The sequence below is a fragment of the Streptomyces sp. NPDC002386 genome (genome assembly GCF_053593175.1).
This window is the reverse complement of record NZ_JBSFBX010000001.1, coordinates 123660-141575: the sequence shown is the minus strand read 5'-3', so window position 1 is coordinate 141575 and position 17916 is coordinate 123660. Positions and strand designations below refer to the sequence as shown.

Annotated in this window: 17 protein-coding genes; 9 read left to right on the top strand and 8 right to left on the bottom strand. The window is 72.8% G+C overall.

The annotated features are described in order from the left end of the window. Positions 1–51: 51 nt before the first annotated feature. Both ACWCPN_RS00630 and map read right to left on the bottom strand, forming a co-directional pair. Positions 52–699: a biliverdin-producing heme oxygenase gene (locus ACWCPN_RS00630; RefSeq protein ID WP_199210321.1), complete on the bottom strand. Its 648-nt coding sequence runs from the start codon at positions 697–699 to the stop codon at positions 52–54. A 155-nt stretch (positions 700–854) separates the two neighbouring features. Next, positions 855–1712, bottom strand: a complete 858-nt coding sequence (map, locus tag ACWCPN_RS00625; RefSeq protein ID WP_199210320.1) for a type I methionyl aminopeptidase — start codon at positions 1710–1712, stop codon at positions 855–857. Between the two features lie 120 nt (positions 1713–1832). Here map and ACWCPN_RS00620 point away from each other — a divergent pair, with 120 nt between their 5' ends. Next, a complete protein-coding gene (locus ACWCPN_RS00620) occupies positions 1833–2069 on the top strand; it encodes a hypothetical protein (protein WP_451201486.1) in 237 nt (78 codons plus the stop codon). Positions 2070–2072: 3 nt separating this feature from the next. On the opposite strand, the gene ACWCPN_RS00615 is transcribed toward ACWCPN_RS00620, so the two are convergent. Beyond that, positions 2073–3350: an MFS transporter gene (locus tag ACWCPN_RS00615; RefSeq protein WP_451201484.1), complete on the bottom strand. Its 1278-nt coding sequence runs from the start codon at positions 3348–3350 to the stop codon at positions 2073–2075. 79 nt (positions 3351–3429) lie between these two features. Next, positions 3430–4023, bottom strand: a complete 594-nt coding sequence (locus tag ACWCPN_RS00610) for a hypothetical protein (RefSeq protein ID WP_451201481.1) — start codon at positions 4021–4023, stop codon at positions 3430–3432. A gap of 141 nt (positions 4024–4164) precedes the next feature. Between ACWCPN_RS00610 and npdG the strand changes: the two genes are divergently transcribed. Beyond that, a complete protein-coding gene (npdG, locus tag ACWCPN_RS00605; protein ID WP_365123225.1) occupies positions 4165–4878 on the top strand; it encodes an NADPH-dependent F420 reductase in 714 nt (237 codons plus the stop codon). A 74-nt stretch (positions 4879–4952) separates the two neighbouring features. After that, complete coding sequence (locus tag ACWCPN_RS00600) at positions 4953–5144, top strand: hypothetical protein (RefSeq protein ID WP_199210317.1); 192 nt, start codon at positions 4953–4955, stop codon at positions 5142–5144. Here the strand turns inward: ACWCPN_RS00600 and ACWCPN_RS00595 are convergent. Further along, on the bottom strand, positions 5134–5934 hold the full coding sequence (locus ACWCPN_RS00595) for a site-2 protease family protein (protein WP_199210316.1): 801 nt from the start codon (positions 5932–5934) through the stop codon (positions 5134–5136). The genes ACWCPN_RS00600 and ACWCPN_RS00595 overlap by 11 nt on opposite strands. A 107-nt stretch (positions 5935–6041) precedes the next feature. On the opposite strand from ACWCPN_RS00595, the gene ACWCPN_RS00590 reads away from it, so the two are divergent. After that, the gene (locus ACWCPN_RS00590; RefSeq protein WP_392291411.1) at positions 6042–6521 is read left to right on the top strand and encodes a DUF6578 domain-containing protein; all 480 of its coding nucleotides are present in this window, start codon (positions 6042–6044) and stop codon (positions 6519–6521) included. A 14-nt stretch (positions 6522–6535) separates the two neighbouring features. After that, entirely contained in the window at positions 6536–9841 is a 3306-nt protein-coding gene (locus ACWCPN_RS00585; protein WP_451201478.1) for a BTAD domain-containing putative transcriptional regulator, read from the top strand. 12 nt (positions 9842–9853) lie between these two features. Here ACWCPN_RS00585 and ACWCPN_RS00580 read toward each other — a convergent pair whose 3' ends face one another. The 3 genes from ACWCPN_RS00580 to panB all read right to left on the bottom strand — a co-directional run bounded on the left by ACWCPN_RS00580 (position 9854) and on the right by panB (position 12823). Beyond that, a complete protein-coding gene (locus ACWCPN_RS00580) occupies positions 9854–10729 on the bottom strand; it encodes an ABC transporter permease (protein WP_451201475.1) in 876 nt (291 codons plus the stop codon). After that, on the bottom strand, positions 10726–11751 hold the full coding sequence (locus ACWCPN_RS00575) for an ATP-binding cassette domain-containing protein (RefSeq protein ID WP_451201474.1): 1026 nt from the start codon (positions 11749–11751) through the stop codon (positions 10726–10728). The genes ACWCPN_RS00580 and ACWCPN_RS00575 overlap by 4 nt, the downstream gene beginning before the upstream one ends. Positions 11752–11956: 205 nt before the next feature. Next, positions 11957–12823 carry a 3-methyl-2-oxobutanoate hydroxymethyltransferase gene (gene panB, locus ACWCPN_RS00570; protein ID WP_199210313.1) on the bottom strand — a complete coding sequence of 289 codons (867 nt, stop codon included), beginning with the start codon at positions 12821–12823 and terminating at the stop codon, positions 11957–11959. A gap of 213 nt (positions 12824–13036) precedes the next feature. On the opposite strand from panB, the gene ACWCPN_RS00565 reads away from it, so the two are divergent. The 4 genes from ACWCPN_RS00565 to ACWCPN_RS00550 all read left to right on the top strand — a co-directional run bounded on the left by ACWCPN_RS00565 (position 13037) and on the right by ACWCPN_RS00550 (position 17884). Beyond that, a complete protein-coding gene (locus ACWCPN_RS00565) occupies positions 13037–14623 on the top strand; it encodes an MFS transporter (protein ID WP_451201472.1) in 1587 nt (528 codons plus the stop codon). Positions 14624–14707: 84 nt separating this feature from the next. Next, positions 14708–15343, top strand: a complete 636-nt coding sequence (locus ACWCPN_RS00560) for a TetR/AcrR family transcriptional regulator (protein ID WP_451201470.1) — start codon at positions 14708–14710, stop codon at positions 15341–15343. A 182-nt stretch (positions 15344–15525) separates the two neighbouring features. Continuing rightward, positions 15526–16575: an endonuclease/exonuclease/phosphatase family protein gene (locus tag ACWCPN_RS00555; protein WP_451201469.1), complete on the top strand. Its 1050-nt coding sequence runs from the start codon at positions 15526–15528 to the stop codon at positions 16573–16575. A 94-nt stretch (positions 16576–16669) separates the two neighbouring features. Then, entirely contained in the window at positions 16670–17884 is a 1215-nt protein-coding gene (locus ACWCPN_RS00550) for an MFS transporter (RefSeq protein ID WP_451201468.1), read from the top strand. The last annotated feature ends 32 nt before the right edge of the window (positions 17885–17916 follow it).

The window sequence follows — 17916 nt, the reverse complement described above, 5'->3', positions numbered from 1 at the left end:
CCCGGGCCGTTCGAGGCACGGCGGCGGGCGGGCGGCGCGGGGCGCCGGCCGTCAGGCGCTCCGGGCGAACTCCTCCCCCAGGGCCTCGAAGACGGCGGTGTTCAGGGCGAACGCCCGCTTGCACTCCGTCACGATGCGCTGCCGCTCCAGCTCGTCCGCGTCGACCGCGTCCAGGTGGGCCCGGTAACTCCGCTTGAACGCGGCCGGGTTGGGGATCTCCTCGAAGACGTAGAAACGGACGCCGTCGCCCTTGCGCGCGAAGCCCCAGGTCTTCTCCGCCCGGTCCCGGATGATCTGGCCGCCGGAGAGGTCGCCGAGGTAGCGGGTGTAGTGGTGGGCGACGTATCCGCCGGGCCAGCGCTCGGCGCACTCCCGGACGCGGTCCGCGTACGCCCCGGTCGCGGGCAGGGCGGACACCTCCGAGCGCCAGCGCGGGCCGCGCAGATGCGCCAGGTCCCGCTCCAGCGCGGGCAGCCGCAGCAGCTCGGACCGGACGAAGGGCCCGGCCACCGGATCCGCCGCGAGCCGCCCGGCGGCGCTCTCCAGCGCCTCGTAGACGAACCACAGCTGCTCGGTGTAGCGCGCGTACGCGGCCACCCCCAGCCGGCCGCCGAGCAGGTCGCTCATGAACGACGAGGTCTCCGCCGCCACGTGCTGCTGGTGCGACGCGGTGCGGATGACGGTCGAGAACGACTCCATGGACTCTCCCCGGACTCGGGTGCGCGGTGGTTCGCCGGCCTGCTGCCGGAAAGTTTACCGACAAGATGTCGGGAAAACACCGGGGGTGGGCGGGACGGGCAGTGGAAGGCCCGCCCCCACCGGGGTGGGGCGGGCCTTCCGCGGGGCGTCCTGGGTCAGGGCAGGGTCAGGATGTCCGCGCCCGTCTCGGTCACCACCAGCGTGTGCTCGAACTGCGCCGTCCGCCTGCGGTCCTTGGTCACGACGGTCCAGCCGTCGTCCCACATCTCGTACTCGTACGTCCCCAGCGTCAGCATCGGCTCGATGGTGAAGGTCATCCCGGGCTGCATGACCGTCGTCGCGTGCGGGCTGTCGTAGTGCGGGATGATCAGGCCGGAGTGGAACGACGAACTGATGCCGTGCCCGGTGAAGTCCCGCACCACTCCGTAGCCGAAGCGCTTGGCGTAGGACTCGATGACCCGCCCGATGACGTTGATCTGCCGCCCCGGCCTGACCGCCTTGATCGCGCGGTTCAGGGACTCCCGGGTCCGCTCCACCAGCAGCCGCGACTCCTCGTCCACGTCCCCGACGAGATAGGTGGCGTTGTTGTCGCCGTGCACCCCGCCGATGTACGCGGTCACGTCCAGGTTGACGATGTCGCCGTCGTTGAGGACCGTCGTGTCCGGGATGCCGTGGCAGATGACCTCGTTGACGCTGGTGCACAGCGACTTGGGGAAGCCGCGGTAGCCGAGCGTCGAGGGGTAGGCGCCGTGGTCGCACATGTACTCGTGGGCGACCTTGTCCAGCAGGTCGGTGGTCACTCCGGGTGCGATGTGCTTCGCGGCCTCCTCCATCGCCCGCGCGGCGATGCGGCCGGCGCGGCGCATCGCCTCGACGGTCTCGGGCGTCTGCACCTCCGGACCGGTGTACGCCGCCGGCGCGGGCTTGCCTACGTACTCGGGGCGGCGGATGTTTCCGGGTACCGAACGGGTGGGGGAGATCTCCCCTGGTGCGAGCAGCGACTGGCCAGACATGCCAGCGAGTTTAGGCCCTCCCGCGTGGACCACGCCGGGTCCGCGGGTCCGGCCCGGTCCGCACGAAAGCGCCTAACCAGCGGCCATGGGGGAATATGTGCGTGGCGAGAGGAGCTGTCCATGGCCTTGTTCAAGAAGCGCACCGCCGGCAAGCCGGGTGAGTGGTACTACTGCCTGGAGCACAAGAAGGTCGAGGAGGGCCCGGACTGCCCGGGCAAGGACCGCTTCGGCCCGTACGCCAGCCCGCAGGAGGCGCAGCGCGCGATGGAGACCGCGCAGGAGCGCAACCTCGAATGGGAGACCGACCCCCGCTGGCACGACGCCCCGGCGGGCGGCCGGGACACCGACGAGGACTGAGACTCACACCGGCGCGGACGCGGTGGCGGCGCGCTGCTCGCGCAGCCGCACCGCGTGCTCGCTGGTCCGCGCGTCGTACGTCATCAGCCCCGGCAGGCACAGGGCCAGCAGCCCCATCGCGCCCACGCACAGCACCCCGCCCGACCAGACGGACGTCCGTACGCCGGCCCACGCCGCGACGCCGCCGGAGCGGACCTGCCCGAGCTGCGGGCCCACCGAGTACGACAGCAGCTCGATGCCGGCCAGCCGGCCGCGCAGCTCGTCCGGGATCGTCTGGTTCCACATCGCGCCCCGGAACACCCCGCTGACCATGTCGCAGCCGCCCGCGACGGTCAGCAGGAGCAGCACCAGCCAGACCTCGCCGGCTACTCCCGCCGCCGCGACCGCCAGGCCCCACAGCGCGGCCGCCAGCACCACCATCCGGCCGTGCCGGTGCACCCGTGAGGTCCAGCCGCTGGTCAGGCCGACGAGCAGCGCCCCCAGCGGGAAGGTCGCGTACATCAGGCCGAGCGACCACTCGGCGTGCAGTTCGTCGGCCAGGAACGGCAGTACGGCCAGCGGCATGGCCAGGAACATCGCCGCGAGGTCGACCGCGTACGTGCCCAGCAGTTCCTTGCGTCCCCAGGCGTAGCGGGCACCTTCCGCGACGGCCCGCAGGTCCGGCTTCGCCGCCTCGTGCGAGGCGGGGGAGGGGGCGATGCGGGCGACGAAGACCAGCGACACGGCGAAGGTCAGCAGGTCGGCGGCGTATGCCCAGCCGAGGCCCGCGTAGGCGACGACCACGCCCGCGACCGCGGGACCGGCCACTCCGCCGACCGTCCAGCGCAGGGAGTTCAGGGAGGCCGCGGCCGGGAGGTGGTCGTGGGCGACGATCCGCGGGAGCAGCGAGTCCAGGGCCGGCCGCTGGACGGAGACCAGCGCGGAGGAGAGGGCGGCGACCAGGTAGAGCGGCCAGACCGCGGGGCGCGGCAGGAGCGCGTCGACGAGCAGGGCGGCACTCAGCAGGCCCTGACCGGCCTCCGTCCACACGATCAGCCGGCGCTTGTCGACGGCGTCGGCGAGGGCACCGCCGTACAGGCCGAAGACGATCAGCGGCACCAGTTCCGCGGCGCCGATCGCACCGACGGCCGCCGCGGAGCCGGTGAGCTCCTTGAGCTGGACGGGGAGTGCCACGAAGGTGAGGAAGCTGCCGAAGTTGCTGATCAGGCCGGAGGCCCAGAGTCTGCGGAAGTCGGCGGAGGCCTTCCAGGGGGCGAGATCGGGGAGGAGAGCATGGGCCACCCGGGCATGCTGCGCCGGGCCGGTCCGGCGGGCAACCGGTTTTCCGCGGGCCCGGCCCCCCGCACCGAGGAGCGGCGGGTCACCAGGGGGCGGCGGGCGGCGCCGTCAGGATGTCCGCGAGCCGGGACAGGCGGTCCCGGAACCCCCGCCGGGCCCGCGGTGAGCTGTTCTCGCCGGCCGCCGCGCTGACCAGGTGCTGCACGCTGTCCAGGTCCAGCTCCGCGCCCTCGGGCACGGCCAGCGCGTCGTGGGCCATCGCGGCCAGCTCGCCGCCGCCCGCGCCCAGCGCCAGCACCGTCACCCCGGCCCGGCGGGCCCCGTGCACCCGCTCCAGCAGCTCCGCCGGCTCCTCGGGGGCGACGACGAGCAGGGTCTCACCGCGCCGCGCCGCCTCGATCCGGCCGGGCCCGACGGCCAGGTGCGCGGGATCGACGGGGCGCGCCCGGTGCCGCACCAGCGTGGGCGCCAGCTCGGGGGTGCCCGACCAGGCGGCCTCGTCCACCAGGTGCGCGGCCAGGTGCCAGGGCTCGTACTCGGGCGTGCCCACCAGCAGCAGCCCGCCCCCGTGCGACACCACCGACCCGCGCAGCACCCCAGCGAACCGCCGGGTGGCCCCCAGCCACTCGGTCCCGGCGAGCACTTCCCGCAGCAACGCGACACGTACGGCGTCCATGCGGCCGCATCCTGCCGCAACCGATCGTCCGTGGCCCGGAGTTCACGCCGAATTCGCCCGACCCGGGGACAGCGCGGCCGGGCAGCCTTTCCGGGCTCACCCGACCCGCTGCCGCCACACCCGCGGACGTAGAGTCGGCCCATGACCTCTACCGACAGCGCACAGACTCCCGCCAAGGCCCCCGCGAAGGACCCCTGGGACCTGCCCGACGTCTCCGGGCTGGTCGTCGGCGTGCTCGGCGGCACCGGCCCGCAGGGCAAGGGCCTCGCCCACCGGCTCGCCATGGCCGGCCAGAAGGTGATCATCGGCTCGCGGGCCGCCGAGCGCGCGCGGGCCGCCGCCGAGGAGCTGGGCAACGGCGTCGAGGGCGCCGACAACGCCGAGACCGCGCGCCGCAGCGACATCGTGATCGTCGCCGTGCCCTGGGAGGGCCACGGCAAGACCCTCGAGTCGCTGCGCGCGGAGCTGTCCGGCAAGCTCGTCGTGGACTGCGTCAACCCGCTCGGCTTCGACAAGAAGGGCGCCTACGCCCTGAAGCCCGAGGAGGGCAGCGCCGCCGAGCAGGCCGCCGCGCTGCTCCCGGACTCCCGGGTCACCGCCGCCTTCCACCACCTGTCGGCCGTGCTGCTCCAGGACCCGGAGATCGAGCGGATCGACACCGACGTGATGGTGCTCGGCGAGGACCGGGCCGACGTGGAGACCGTGCAGGCGCTCGCCGGCCGCATTCCCGGCATGCGCGGCGTCTTCGCCGGGCGGCTGCGCAACGCCCACCAGGTGGAGTCGCTGGTGGCGAACCTGATCTCCGTCAACCGCCGGTACAAGGCGCACGCCGGGCTGCGCGTCACCGACGTGTGAGCCGTAGCGGGCGATGGGGGACACTGGTCGGTGAAGCAGTACCGAGCAGTGTCCCCCGACAGGAGCCCAGCCCCATGCCCCGCATCGCCCTCTACACCCTGATCGTCTGCGTCCTCGCCGTCGCCGCCGCGGTCGTCTCCTTCGCCCGGGGCAGCTGGCTGGGGATCGTCTGGGTGCTCCTCGCGGGCCTGGCGTCCAACATGACCTGGTACTACGTCAAGCGCGGCCGCGCCGCCGCGGGGCAGGGCAAGTCCGTCACGGGCTGATCGTGCACACCTCCGGGGTCTCCCGCCAGAAGCGGTAGAGCTCGTGGCCGCACGCCTGGGAGAAGTCGTCGACGCCCAGGCCGCGCAGGATCGCGTCGATGGCGTCGAAGAACGCGATGTTCACCGACGGCACCCACAGCAGCGCGAACACGAACAGCAGGCCGAACGGAGCGAACGGCTCCACCTGACGCTTCACGTTGTACGACAGCCACGGCTCGATCACGCCGTAGCCGTCCAGGCCCGGCACCGGCAGGAAGTTCAGGATCGCCGCCGTCACCTGGAGCAGGGCGAGGAACGCCAGCGCGTACCGGAAGTCGCGGGGCACGCCGTCGAGGGCGTGCAGCCAGAACGGCGCCGTGCACACCGCGGCGAACACCACGTTCGTCAGCGGCCCGGCCGCCGAGATCAGGCTGTGCCGCCAGCGGCCCCGGATCCGGCCGCGCTCGATGAACACCGCGCCGCCCGGCAGACCGATCCCGCCCATGATCACGAAGACCACGGGCAGCACGATGCTCAGCAGCGCGTGCGTGTACTTCAGCGGGTTGAGGGTGAGATAGCCCTTCTCGCCCACCGAGATGTCCCCGGAGTGCAGCGCGGTGCGGGCGTGCGCGTACTCGTGCAGGCACAGGGAGACGATCCAGGCCGCCGTCACGAACAGGAACACCGCGACACCCGGCTGCTCGGCGAAGCCGGTCCAGGTGGCCCAGCCGGTCACCGCCGTCACGGCCAGGATGCCGACGAAGACGGGACTGACGCGGCGGTCGCCACGGCTGGTGGTGACGGTGGTCATGGGGCGGCTCCTGTGGACGGGGCGGTCGGGAAGGCCGACCGTACCGGGCGGCGGACACGCCGGGAAAACGCTTAGCGGTGGCCGTCCGGTTCCTGGATGGTGGGGGAATGGCACTGAAGAGGGTGTTCTACGAGGAATGGCAGATGGGCTGCTGCGGTGCGCCCTTCTCGGTGGGCGACGAGATCGACTGGCCGCTGGTCGACCTCGACGAACGGCAGCTCCGCGACGGGGACTGCCACGGCGCCGAGGCCTGGGTGGAGAACCACTCGGACACCACCCGCCCGACCACCGGCCGGGTCCGTGCCATCGACCTGGTGCACCAGGAGTACACGGTCGACCTGGACCTGCGTGATCTCGGGCGCACGGCACCGCCCTACGGGAAGGTCACGCTCCTCCCCTCGGGACGCTCCCCGCGGCCGGTGCCCGGCTCCGTGACGCTCGAGCCCGTCGACCACTGCCCGAAGTGGTTCGCGGAGGAGGACTACGCACCGCCGCAGGGTCCGCACCGGGTCCGCCGGGTCCACGGCGCCCTCGTCACCCTGGAGGTGCCGGACGGCGCACCGCGCGAACCCGGTGACCGGCGCTGAGCGCTCCGGAGAGAATGGACCCCGTGCGCTATCGCCTCCTCGGAACCACCCAGGCCCACCGCCCCGACGGCACGCCCGTCCCGGTCGGCGGAGCGCGGCTGCGCGCCCTGCTCAGCGTGCTCGCGCTGCGGGCCGGCCGGACCGTCCCGGCGGGCGTCCTGGTGGACGAGGTCTGGGGCGCCGACCCGCCCGCCGACGCGGCCGGCGCGCTGCAGGCGCTGGTCGGCCGGCTGCGCAGGGCACTCGGCGCCGGCGCCGTGGCCTCCGCCGAGGGCGGCTACCGGCTCGTCGCCGCCCCCGACGACGTCGACCTCACCCGCTTCGACCGGCTGACCGGCGAGGGGCTCGCCGCGCTGTCCGACGGCGACCCGGCGAAGGCCGCCGTCGTCCTGGACGACGCGCTCGCCCTGTGGCACGGCCCCGCCCTCGCCGACCTGCCGGACCGCACCGCCGAGGCGGTCCGCTGGGAGACCCGCCGCCTGGACGCCCTGCGCGCGCGGCACACCGCCGCCCTCGCCCTCGGCCACGCCGAGCGGTCGCTGCCCGAGCTGGCCGCGCTGTGCGACAGCCACCCCCTGGACGAGCCGCTGCAGGCGCTGCGGCTGCGGGCGCTCAGGGACCTGGGCCGCCCCGCCCAGGCACTGGCCGCCTACGACGAGGTACGGCAACTGCTCGCCGACCGGCTCGGCTCCGACCCCGGTCCCGAACTGCGCGCGCTCCACGGTGAGCTGCTGCTCGCCGAGGCCACGGATCCCGCACCCGGCACGTCCGCCGCTCCGGCCGCTCCGGAACCTGGGCCCACGCCCCCCGCCGCCGTCCTCGGCAACCTGCCGGCCCGGCTCACCTCCTTCGTCGGCCGCGAGCCGGACCTCGCGGCGATCGGCGCCGACCTCGGTGCCGCCCGGCTGGTCACCCTGCTCGGACCCGGCGGGGCCGGCAAGACCCGGCTGTCCCAGGAGGCCGCCGAGTCGGTGCGGCACACCGCCCGGGACGGGGTGTGGCTGGCGGAACTGGCGCCCGTGGACGACCCGGACGCCGTACCGCAGGCCGTGCTGACCGCGATCGGCGCCCGCGAGACCGTGCTGCACGGCGCCGGCGCCGAGAGCATGCGCGCCGTCGCCGACCGGCACGACGACCCGGTCGAGCGGCTGGTGGAACACTGCGCCCGGCGCCGGATGCTGCTCGTCCTGGACAACTGCGAGCACGTCGTCGAGGCCGCCGCCCAGCTCGCCGAACGCCTGCTGGCGCACTGCCCGGAGCTGACCCTCCTCGCCACCAGCCGGGAACCGCTCGGCGTGCCCGGGGAGGTGGTGCGCCCCGTGGAGCCGCTGCCCGAGCCGGTCGCACTGCGGCTGCTCGCCGACCGGGGCGCGGCGGCCCGGCCCGGCTTCCGGGTCGAGGACGATCCCGAGGCGTGCGCCGAGATCTGCCGGCGGCTCGACGGCCTGCCCCTCGCCATCGAGCTGGCGGCCGCCCGGCTGCGCATGCTGACGCCCCGCCAGATAGCGGACCGGCTGGACGACCGCTTCCGGCTGCTCACCAGCGGCAGCCGCACCGTGCTGCCCCGCCAGCAGACCCTGCGCGCCGTCGTGGACTGGTCCTGGGACCTGCTCGACACGGACGAGCGCGACGTCCTCAGTCGGCTGTCGGTGTTCGCGGGCGGCTGCGACCTGGCCGCCGCCGAGGCCGTCTGCGGCCCGTTCGCCCTGGACGCGCTCGGCTCCCTGGTCGACAAGTCCCTGGTGGTGGCCGCCCCCTCGGCCGACGGCCAGATGCGCTACCGCCTGCTGGAGACCGTCGCCGAGTACGCGACCGAGCGGCTGGACGAGACCGGGCGCCGTACCGAGGCCGAACGCGTCCATCTGACGTACTACCGCGAACTCGCGCGCACCACCGACCCGTTGCTGCGCGGCACCGGCCAGCGCGCCGCCGTCGACCGGCTCCAGCTCGAGTACGAGAACGTGCGCACCGCCCTGCGGCACGCCATCGCCGGCCGAGACGAGCAGGAGGCGCTCTGCATCATCCACGCCCTCGTCTGGTACTGGCAGATGCGCGATCTGCGCGTCGAGGCCCGCAACCTGTGCCGGGAGGTGATGGCGCTGGGCCCCGACCCGTTCGAGGAGCCCGTGCGCCGTGCCGCCCCCGTGTGGCAGCGCTGCACGGACATCCCGCCCCCCTACACCGGCGAACTGCTCGACGAGGCCCGGCGCGGGCTGCACCTGGCCCATCTCGCCTGCATGGACACGGAACTCGACACCTGGCAGACCCCGGCGGCCCAGGCGAAGCTGCGCGCCATCACCCGGGTCTACGAACCCGGGATGCCGCAGACCTGCCGTGCCCCGGGCATGCTCTGGTTCTTCGCCGAGCTGCTGACCAGCGGCGTGGACCGGCTGCGCACCATCCTCGACTCCTGCGTGCGCACCTGCCGGGAGACCCCCGGATTCGAGTGGGAGCTGGCCGGCACCCTGCAGATGCGCGCGAACATCCTCGCCAACCGCACCGAGTGGGCGGGCGACGCCACCCGCGACGCCGACGAGGCACTGGAGATCTTCGAACGCCTCGGGGACTCCTGGGGGGCCGCCGAGGCGCTCTCCGCGCGCGGCGAGTCGCGCGAGCGCAAGGGCGAGTACGCGGCGGCCGCCGCCGACTTCCGGGCGGCCATCGCCCACGCCGAGCGCCTCGGCGCCCGCGCCCAGACGTCGGTGCTCGCCATCCGCCTGGGCGTCGTACTGCTGGAGACGGGCGAGCCGGAGCAGGGTGAGCGCCTGCTGCGCGAGGTCATCGAGCGCACCGACGGCAGCAACAGCGAGGCGCTGCCCATGGCACGGCTCTTCCTGTCCTCCCGGCTCTGCCTGACCGGCCGGGTCGCGGAGGCCCGCGAACAACTGCGGCTGCTGCGCGAGGGTTTCGGGATCGCGCACTTCGTCGTCTTCGACGCCCTCATCCTCGGCCAGGAGGCCTGGGTGGACATCGTCGACGGCCGTGTCGAGGAGGCCGTGCACAAGATCCGGCGGGCGCTGGAGCGCTCCAGCGATCCGCTGTCCCTGGCCATCGCCCCGCATCTGCAGCCCCTGTACCTGACCATCGCGGCGGCCGCCCTCGCCGAGGTGGACGGCGGCAGCCACGCCGCGGACGCCGCCCGCTGCCTGGGCGCCGCGCGCGCCCTGCTCCCTCCGGGGCATGTCGCGGCGACCGTCGAGCGGGCGACGCTCGAGCACGCCGAGGGGGCGGTCCTCGCCGTGCTCGACCGGGCGGCGTTCGACGCCGCGTACGCCGAAGGCGGTGGCCTCTCCCTCGCGGAGGCCACCGCCCTGGTGTGACGCCGCCCGGCGTCAGGCCTTGGTGCGGAACTTGTGGATGGCGACCGGGGCCATCACCGCGGTGAGCCCCACCGACCAGATCAGGGTCACCCACAGGTCGTGCGCCACCGGGCCGCCCTCCATCAGGCCGCGCGCGGTGTCGGCCAGCGCGGAGAGCGGGTTGTAGTCGGTGAAGCTCCGCAGCCAGCCCGGCATCGACGCGGTCGGCGCGAAGATCGAGGAGCCGAACTGCAGCGGCATCAGCACCAGGAAGCCCATCGCCTGCACGGACTGCGCGTTCTTCATCACCACGCCGAGGGTGAGGAACACCCACATCAGCGCCGAGCCGAACACCACGGACAGGCCCACGGAGGCCACCAGACCGCCCCAGTGGTGGACGTCGTAGCCCACCAGGAAGGCGACCAGCATCAGCACCGCGGTCGCGAACAGCATCCGCATCAGCTCCACCGCGATCTTGGCGAAGAGCACGGAGCCGCGTCCGATGGGCAGGGACCGGAACCGGTCCATGACACCGGAGTTGAAGTCCTGGTTGAAGCCGGTGCCCACCCCCTGGGCCATGTTCATGCCCATCATGGCCATCAGGCCCGGCACGACGTACTGGACGTACTGGTCCTGACCGCCGCCCAGGGACTTGCCGATCGAGCCGCCGAAGACGTACACGAACAACAGGGTGAAGATCACCGGGAACAGGATGGCGTCGAACATCGACTCCGGGTCCTGCCGGATCCACAGCAGGTTGCGGCGGATGAGCGCACCGGTGTGCCGCAGGTGCGCGCGGACCGGGATCGGGGTGTCGCCCTCGAGCCGGGCCGGCTTCGTCAGGGTGTGCGGAGGGGTGGCGCGGGGCGCCTCGTCCAGGGTGGCGGTGGGAGACGGGTGGGCGCTCATGCGGCGGCCTCCTCGAGGGCGTCGGCGGGCGTGGTGTCCTGCGGGGCACTGGCGCGGTGGCCGGTGAGGGAGAGGAACACCTCGTCCAGGCTGGGCAGTTCGGTGGTGATGGAGGAGATGGTGATGCCGCGCGCGGTGACCGCGCCGACCACCGCGGTGAGCTGCTCGTCGCTGAGGATCGGCACCAGCAGCGTGCCGGTCTCGCCGTCGACGGTGGTGCCGGCGAGGCCGGTGATGCCCAGCTCGTCCAGCATGTCGGCCAGCGGCCGCAGTTGCAGCGGGTCCACCGGCCGCACCCGCAGCGAGCGCCCGCCGACCCGGGCCTTCAGCTCCTCGATGCCGCCCCTCGCGATGACCTTCCCGCGGTCCACGACGGTCAGCTCGGAGGCGAGCTGCTCGGCCTCCTCCATGTACTGGGTGGTCAGCAGCACGGTGACCCCGTCCCCGACCATGGCCTTGACCTCGTCCCACACCTCGTTGCGGGTGCGCGGGTCCAGGCCGGTGGTCGGCTCGTCCAGGAAGAGCACGGCGGGCCGGCCGATCATCGAGGCGGCGAGGTCCAGCCGCCGCCGCATACCGCCGGAGTAGGTCCCCGCGGGCCGCCGCGCGGCCTCCGTCAGCGAGAACCGCTCCAGCAGCTCGTCGGCCCGGGCCCGGGCGTCCTTGCGGGACAGGTCCAGCAGCCGTCCGATCAGGTACAGGTTCTCCCAGCCCGGGAGCTTCTCGTCCACGGAGGCGTACTGCCCGGTCAGCCCGATCACCCGCCGCAGCTGCCGGGGCTGCCGTACGACGTCGTAGCCGGCCACGACGGCCTCTCCGGCGTCCGGCGTGATCAGGGTGGACAGGATCCGTACCAGGGTGGTCTTCCCGGCGCCGTTCGGCCCGAGGACCCCCATCACGGTGCCCGGCCGGACATTCAGGTCGACCCCGTCCAGGGCCTTGGTCTCGCCGTAGTGCTTGACCACTCCCCGCACGGTCACGGCGGAGCGTCCGCCGGCAGGGTCGTCATCGATTCGCGTCATGGGCAAGACAGTGACAGCCGCCACCGACAAACCACCGACAGCCGGCCCCCGGGTACCGACACGCCGCCGACACGGGGACGTGATCACGGAAGGCGGCAGGGTCGTCTGCCTTGGGTGAGCCGGCCGGGAAGAGGGGCGGCCCCGTCGACGGGGGGGATCGACGGGGCCGCTCTGGTGCCGGACTGGCTCTCGGGGGACGGGGACGTCAGTGGACGGAGTGCTCCTCCAGCGGGAACGTCCCGCCGACGACGTCCTCGGCGAACGCCTTCGCCGCGTTGCCCATGACCTCACGGAGGTCCGCGTACTTCTTGACGAACTTCGGCACCCGGCCGGACGTGAGACCGAGCATGTCGGTCCACACCAGCACCTGCGCGTCCGTCTCCGGTCCGGCGCCGATGCCGACGGTGGGGATCTGCAGCACCCGCGTCACCTCGGCCGCCAGCTCGGCCGGGACCAGCTCCAGGACGACCGCGAACGCGCCCGCGTCCTGCACCGCCTTCGCGTCCCGCAGCAGCTGCGCCGCCGCCTCCTCACCGCGCCCCTGCACGCGGTAGCCCATCGCGTTGACGGACTGCGGGGTCAGCCCGATGTGGGCCATGACCGGGATGCCGGACTCCACCAGCAGCCGGATCTGGTCGTGCGAGCGCTCGCCGCCCTCCAGCTTCACCGCGCCGACCCCGGCCTCCTTCACCAGCCGGGTCGCCGAGCGCAGCGCCTGCACCGGACCCTCCTGGTAGGAGCCGAACGGCAGGTCGGCGACGATCAGGGCGCGCTGGGTGCCGCGTACGACGGCCGCCGACAGCACGGCCATCTCGTCGAGGGTGACGGGCACGGTGGTCTCGTACCCGAGGTGACAGTTGCCCGCCGAGTCGCCGACGAGCATCACCGGGATGCCGGCCTCGTCGAACACGGACGCGGTCATCGCGTCGTAGGCGGTGAGCATGGGCCACTTCTCGCCGCGCTCCTTGGCGAGGGCGATGTCGCGGACGGTGATGCGGCGGGTGCCCTTCCCCCCGTACAGCGCCTTGCTGCCGTCGGAAGGCTTGGTGTGGGCAGCCGAAAGCTGCGTCATGACAACGGCTCCTTCGGTCATCTCGAGGCGCCCTGACGGCGTCCCCGGATCGCCTCCATGGTGGCACTTGGTGCCGCCGAGGGCCAGGGGACCCCCTGTGATCCCTCCGAAAAGCGCCGTCCGGACGGAACGGAAGACTCCGGTGCTTAAGGTCTAGGTAAAAAAATAAGATACGAGACGGTTCCGTATTGGAATGGCCCTAGGCTCGGACACATGACAACTTCCGTCCCTGCCTCCCGGATACCGGAAGCGGTGCACCGCCGCCGCTGGGCGATCCTCGGCGTGCTGATGCTGAGCCTGCTCATCGTGGTGCTCGACAACTCCATCCTGAACGTCGCCATCAAGACCATCTCGACCCCGGCGCCCACCGGCATCGGCGCCACCCAGAGCGAGATCGAGTGGGCGATCAACAGCTACACCCTGGTCTTCGCGGGCCTGCTGTTCACCGCGGGCCTCATCGGTGACCGGCTGGGCCGCAAGAAGGTGCTGCTCGGCGGCATCATCGTCTTCGGCATCGGCTCGGCCCTGGCCGCCGAGTCCGGCTCCCCGAACGAGCTCATCGCCTACCGCGCGGTGATGGCCCTCGGCGCCGCCTTCGTGATGCCGGCGACGCTGGCCGTGCTGATGAACGTCTTCGAGCGCGAGGAGCAGCCCAAGGCCATCGGCATCTGGGCCGGCGGCGTCGGTCTCGGCATCGCCATCGGCCCGATCACCGGCGGCGCGCTGCTCGACCACTTCTGGTGGGGCTCGGTGTTCCTCATCAACGTGCCGATCGTGATCCTCGCGGTCGTCCTGATGGTGTGGCTGGTGCCCGACTCCCGCGACCCGAAGCCCGGCCGTCTCGACCCGGTCGGCGTGGTCCTGTCCGTCGTCGGCCTGGTGCTGCTCGTCTACGGCATCATCAAGGGCGGCGAGCTGGCCGACTTCACCGACGCCAAGGTGCTGGCGACGATCGTCGCCGGTCTCGCCGTGCTCGCCGGCTTCGTGATCTTCGAGAAGCGCAGCGACCACCCGTCGCTGGACGTCACCTACTTCAAGAACAAGGTCTTCTCGGCGGCCATGGCCGCCATCGCGCTGGTCTTCTTCGCGCTGATGGGCGTCACGTTCTTCTCGGTCTTCTACATGCAGAGCGTGCGCGGCTACTCGCCGCTGGAGTCCGGCGTGATGATGCTGCCGCTGGCCGCCGCGCAGATGATCTTCGCGCCGCGGGCCCGGCTGGTCGTCGACCGGTTCGGCAACAAGGCCACCACCACCGCCGGGCTGGTGCTGATCGCGGCGACCCTGGCCGCGTTCGCCACCTTCGAGACCGACACGCCGATCTGGCTGCTGGAGGTCGTCTTCTTCCTCATGGGCACCGGCATGGCGCACATCATGACGCCGACCTCGGTCGTCATCATGCAGGCCCTGCCCCGCGAGAAGGCCGGCTCCGCCTCCGCGCTCAGCAACACCTTCCGCCAGGTCGGCGGCGCCCTCGGCATCGCCGTCCTCGGCTCGGTGCTCTCCACCGCGTACCGCAACGGCGTCGAGGGCAAGCTCAACATGCTGCCCCCCGCCCTGCGGGACACGGCCGGCGAGTCGATCGAGGCCACCCTGGGCATCGCCGAGAAGCTCGGCCCGCGCGGACAGGCCCTGGTCACGCCGGCCAACGACGCCTTCCTGCACGCCATGCACGTCACCGCCCTGTGCGGTACGGGTGTCGCGCTCGTCGGCGCCGTGGTGGTGGCCCTGTTCCTGCCGGGCAGGCCGCAGGCCGGTCAGCAGGGCGAGCGGGAGCCGGAGTTGGTGGCGGCCGCGGACTGACCGGGCACGACAGGGACAGCGGTTCCACGGGGGAAGGAGGCGGCTGCGGGACAATTCCCGCAGCACAGTGGAAGGACGGACGACGTGAGTCTTGCCGACAGCCGGCCGCGACCGGACGGACCCGTACGGGGCCGCCCGCGCAGTGAGGCCGTGGAACGCGCCATCCTCGAGGGAGTGATGAAGCTCCTGGAGGAGGGCGTTCCCCTCGCCGAACTCTCCATCGAGCGCGTCGCGCGCACGGCCGGGGTCGGCAAGGCCACGATCTACCGCCGCTGGAGCGGCAAGGAGGAACTGTTCGTCGACGTCATCCGCGCCGCCGAACCCCCCGACCCCGAACTCCCCGGCACCTCCATGCGCGACGACCTCGTCGTCCTGGTGGAGGCGCTGCGCCGGCGCGGCCTCGTCAGCCGCTCCTCGGCGATCCTGCACAACGTGTACGCGCAGATGAAGTCCAGCCCCAAGATCTGGGCCGCGTACCACGCGAGCGTCATAGCGCCCCGGCGCGTACTGGTCATGGACGTGCTGCGGCGCGGGCAGGAGAGCGGCGAACTCCGGCCGGACATCGACCTGGAGCTGGCCAACGACATGTTCGCCGGCCCCATGCTGGTCCGCTCCGTCATGCGCCCCGAAGCCGACCTGCCCGAAGGGCTGTCCGAGCGGATCGTGGACACGGTCCTGGAGGGCCTACGCCCCGTCAGCCCCGCGGTTCCGCCGGTCTAATGTGCGCGTTTCGTCACAGAGCCCACCCGTCCGGGGGGTAACCGGAACCTCGGGCGCCGCCTCGTTCGTCCTCGTCTTCCGTACGGCCGTCATGGGACGGCGGGAACGAGCCGATCATCCCCTAGGGTCGTGAGAAGCGCGGGGGAACGACGGCGTGCACGGCAGGCAGTGAGGCAGACGGTATGGCGCAGCAGGCGTACATGACGGAGACGGACAACGGCGGCTCGGGGCCCGAGCGACCCGGATCCCGGCTTCGGCGCCTCGCGCACCGCCTCGTCACCGGCTGGCGCGGCGACCCACGCGTCTGGCGGCGGGGCGTGGTGCTCGCCGCCCTCGCCCTCCTGCTCGCCCTGGTCATGGTGGTGCACTCGCGCGTCCCCAACCGGCTGGGCAACCTCGGCAGCCTCACCGAGACCTTCCTGCCCTGGCTGGGGCTGGCCATCCCGGTGCTGCTGGTCCTCGGCCTGGTCCGCAGGTCCGCGACGGCCCTGATCGCGGTGCTGCTGCCGGCGATCGTGTGGCTGAACCTCTTCGGCGGCCTCGTCTTCGACAAGGCGGGCGAGGGCGGCGACCTCATGGTGGCCACCCACAACGTCAACGCCGACAACCCCGATCCGGCGGCGACCGCCCGGGACGTCGCCTCCTCCGGCGCGGACCTGCTGGCCCTGGAGGAGCTGCCCGCCCCGGCCGTCCCGGTGTACGAGAAGGCGCTGGCGGCGACGTACAAGTACCACGCGGTCGTCGGCACGGTCGGGCTGTGGAGCAAGTACCCGATGACCGGCGTCGAGGCCGTCGACATCAAGCTCGGCTGGAAGCGCGCGATGCACGCCACGGTGGCGACCCCCGAGGGCCCGGTCGCCGTCTACGTCGCCCACCTCCCGTCGGTGCGGGTCAAGGTGGAGGCCGGTTTCACCGCGCGCCAGCGGGACAAGAGCGCCGACGCGCTCGGCGAGGCCATCGCCGACGAGCCGCTGAAGCGGGTGGTGGTGCTCGGCGACCTCAACGGCACCATGAACGACCGCGCGCTGAACGCCGTCACCTCCCAGGTGCGCTCCACCCAGGGCGCGGCGGGCAGCGGCTTCGGGTTCAGCTGGCCGGCGTCCTTCCCGATGGCGCGGATCGACCAGATCCTGGTCAAGGGGGTCCAGCCGGAGAGCTCCTGGACCCTGCCGCGCACCGACAGCGACCACCTGCCGATCGCCGCCCGTGTGAAGCTCGACACGTCCGCGTAACCCGCTGGAATACCGGGCCCGGGAGACTTTGTTCCGCACGAGAACATACGCTGCAGAGGAACTCCGCTCTCCCTTCGAAAGGCACAGGCTCTTCATGCCCCTGGCCCTGCTCGCACTGGCCGTCGGCGCTTTCGGTATCGGCACGACCGAGTTCGTGATGATGGGGCTGCTCCCCGACGTCGCGAACGACCTGCACATCTCCATCCCCGCCGCGGGCCACCTGGTCTCGGCGTACGCGCTGGGTGTGGTCATCGGCGCGCCGCTGCTGGCCGCCGTGACCGCGCGCATGTCCCGGCGCACGGTCCTCATCGCCCTGATGGGCCTCTTCGTGGTGGGCAACGCGCTCTCCGCCCTCGCCCCCGGCAACGACTCCCTGCTCGCCGCCCGCTTCCTCAGCGGCCTGCCGCACGGCGCGTTCTTCGGCGTCGGCGCGGTGGTGGCCACGAACCTGGCCGCTCCGGAGCGCAAGGCCCGCTCGGTGTCCCTGATGTTCCTCGGCCTGACCGTCGCCAACGTCGCGGGCGTCCCCGCCGCCACGCTGATGGGCCAGCACCTCGGCTGGCGGGCCACCTTCCTCGGCGTGAGCGCGATCGGCCTGGCGGCGATCGCCTCGCTGGCCCTGCTGATCCCGCACGACCGGGCCGCCGCCCCCGCGACCGGCCTGCGCGGCGAGCTGGCGGCGCTGCGGTCGGTGCCGGTGTGGCTGGCCCTGGGCACGACGGTGGCGGGCTTCGGCGCCCTCTTCGCCGCCTACAGCTACATCACCCCGATGCTGACGGACGCGGCGGGCTTCGCCGAGACCCGCGTGACGCTGCTGCTGGCCCTGTTCGGCGTCGGCGCGACGGCCGGCAACCTCCTCGGCGGCCGCCTCGCGGACCACTCCCTGCGCGGCACCCTCTTCGGCGGCCTGGTCTCGCTGGCGGCGGTGCTGCTGCTGTTCCCGCTCCTCATGCGGGCGGAGTGGAGCGCGGCCCTGGCGGTGACGCTGCTGGGCACGGCGGCGTTCATCACCGGCTCCCCCCTCCAGCTCATGGTCATGGAGAAGGCCACGGCGGCCCCCTCCCTCGCCTCCTCCGCCAACCAGGCGGCCTTCAACCTGGCCAACGCCGGCGGCGCCTGGATCGGCGGCCTCGCCCTGGCGGCGGGCTTCGGCGTGACCTCACCGGCACTGGCGGGTGCGGCGCTGGCGGTCCTGGGCCTGGGCGTGGCGGGCGCGGCGTACGCGGTGGACCGGCGCCGGGAGGTCACCCACGAGGGCCGCGTGGTTGCCACGCACGTGCCTGAGCAGGCGGGGGTGCTGCACCGCTGAGCCAGCGGCTCCGCCTCCTGGCAGGCAAGGGT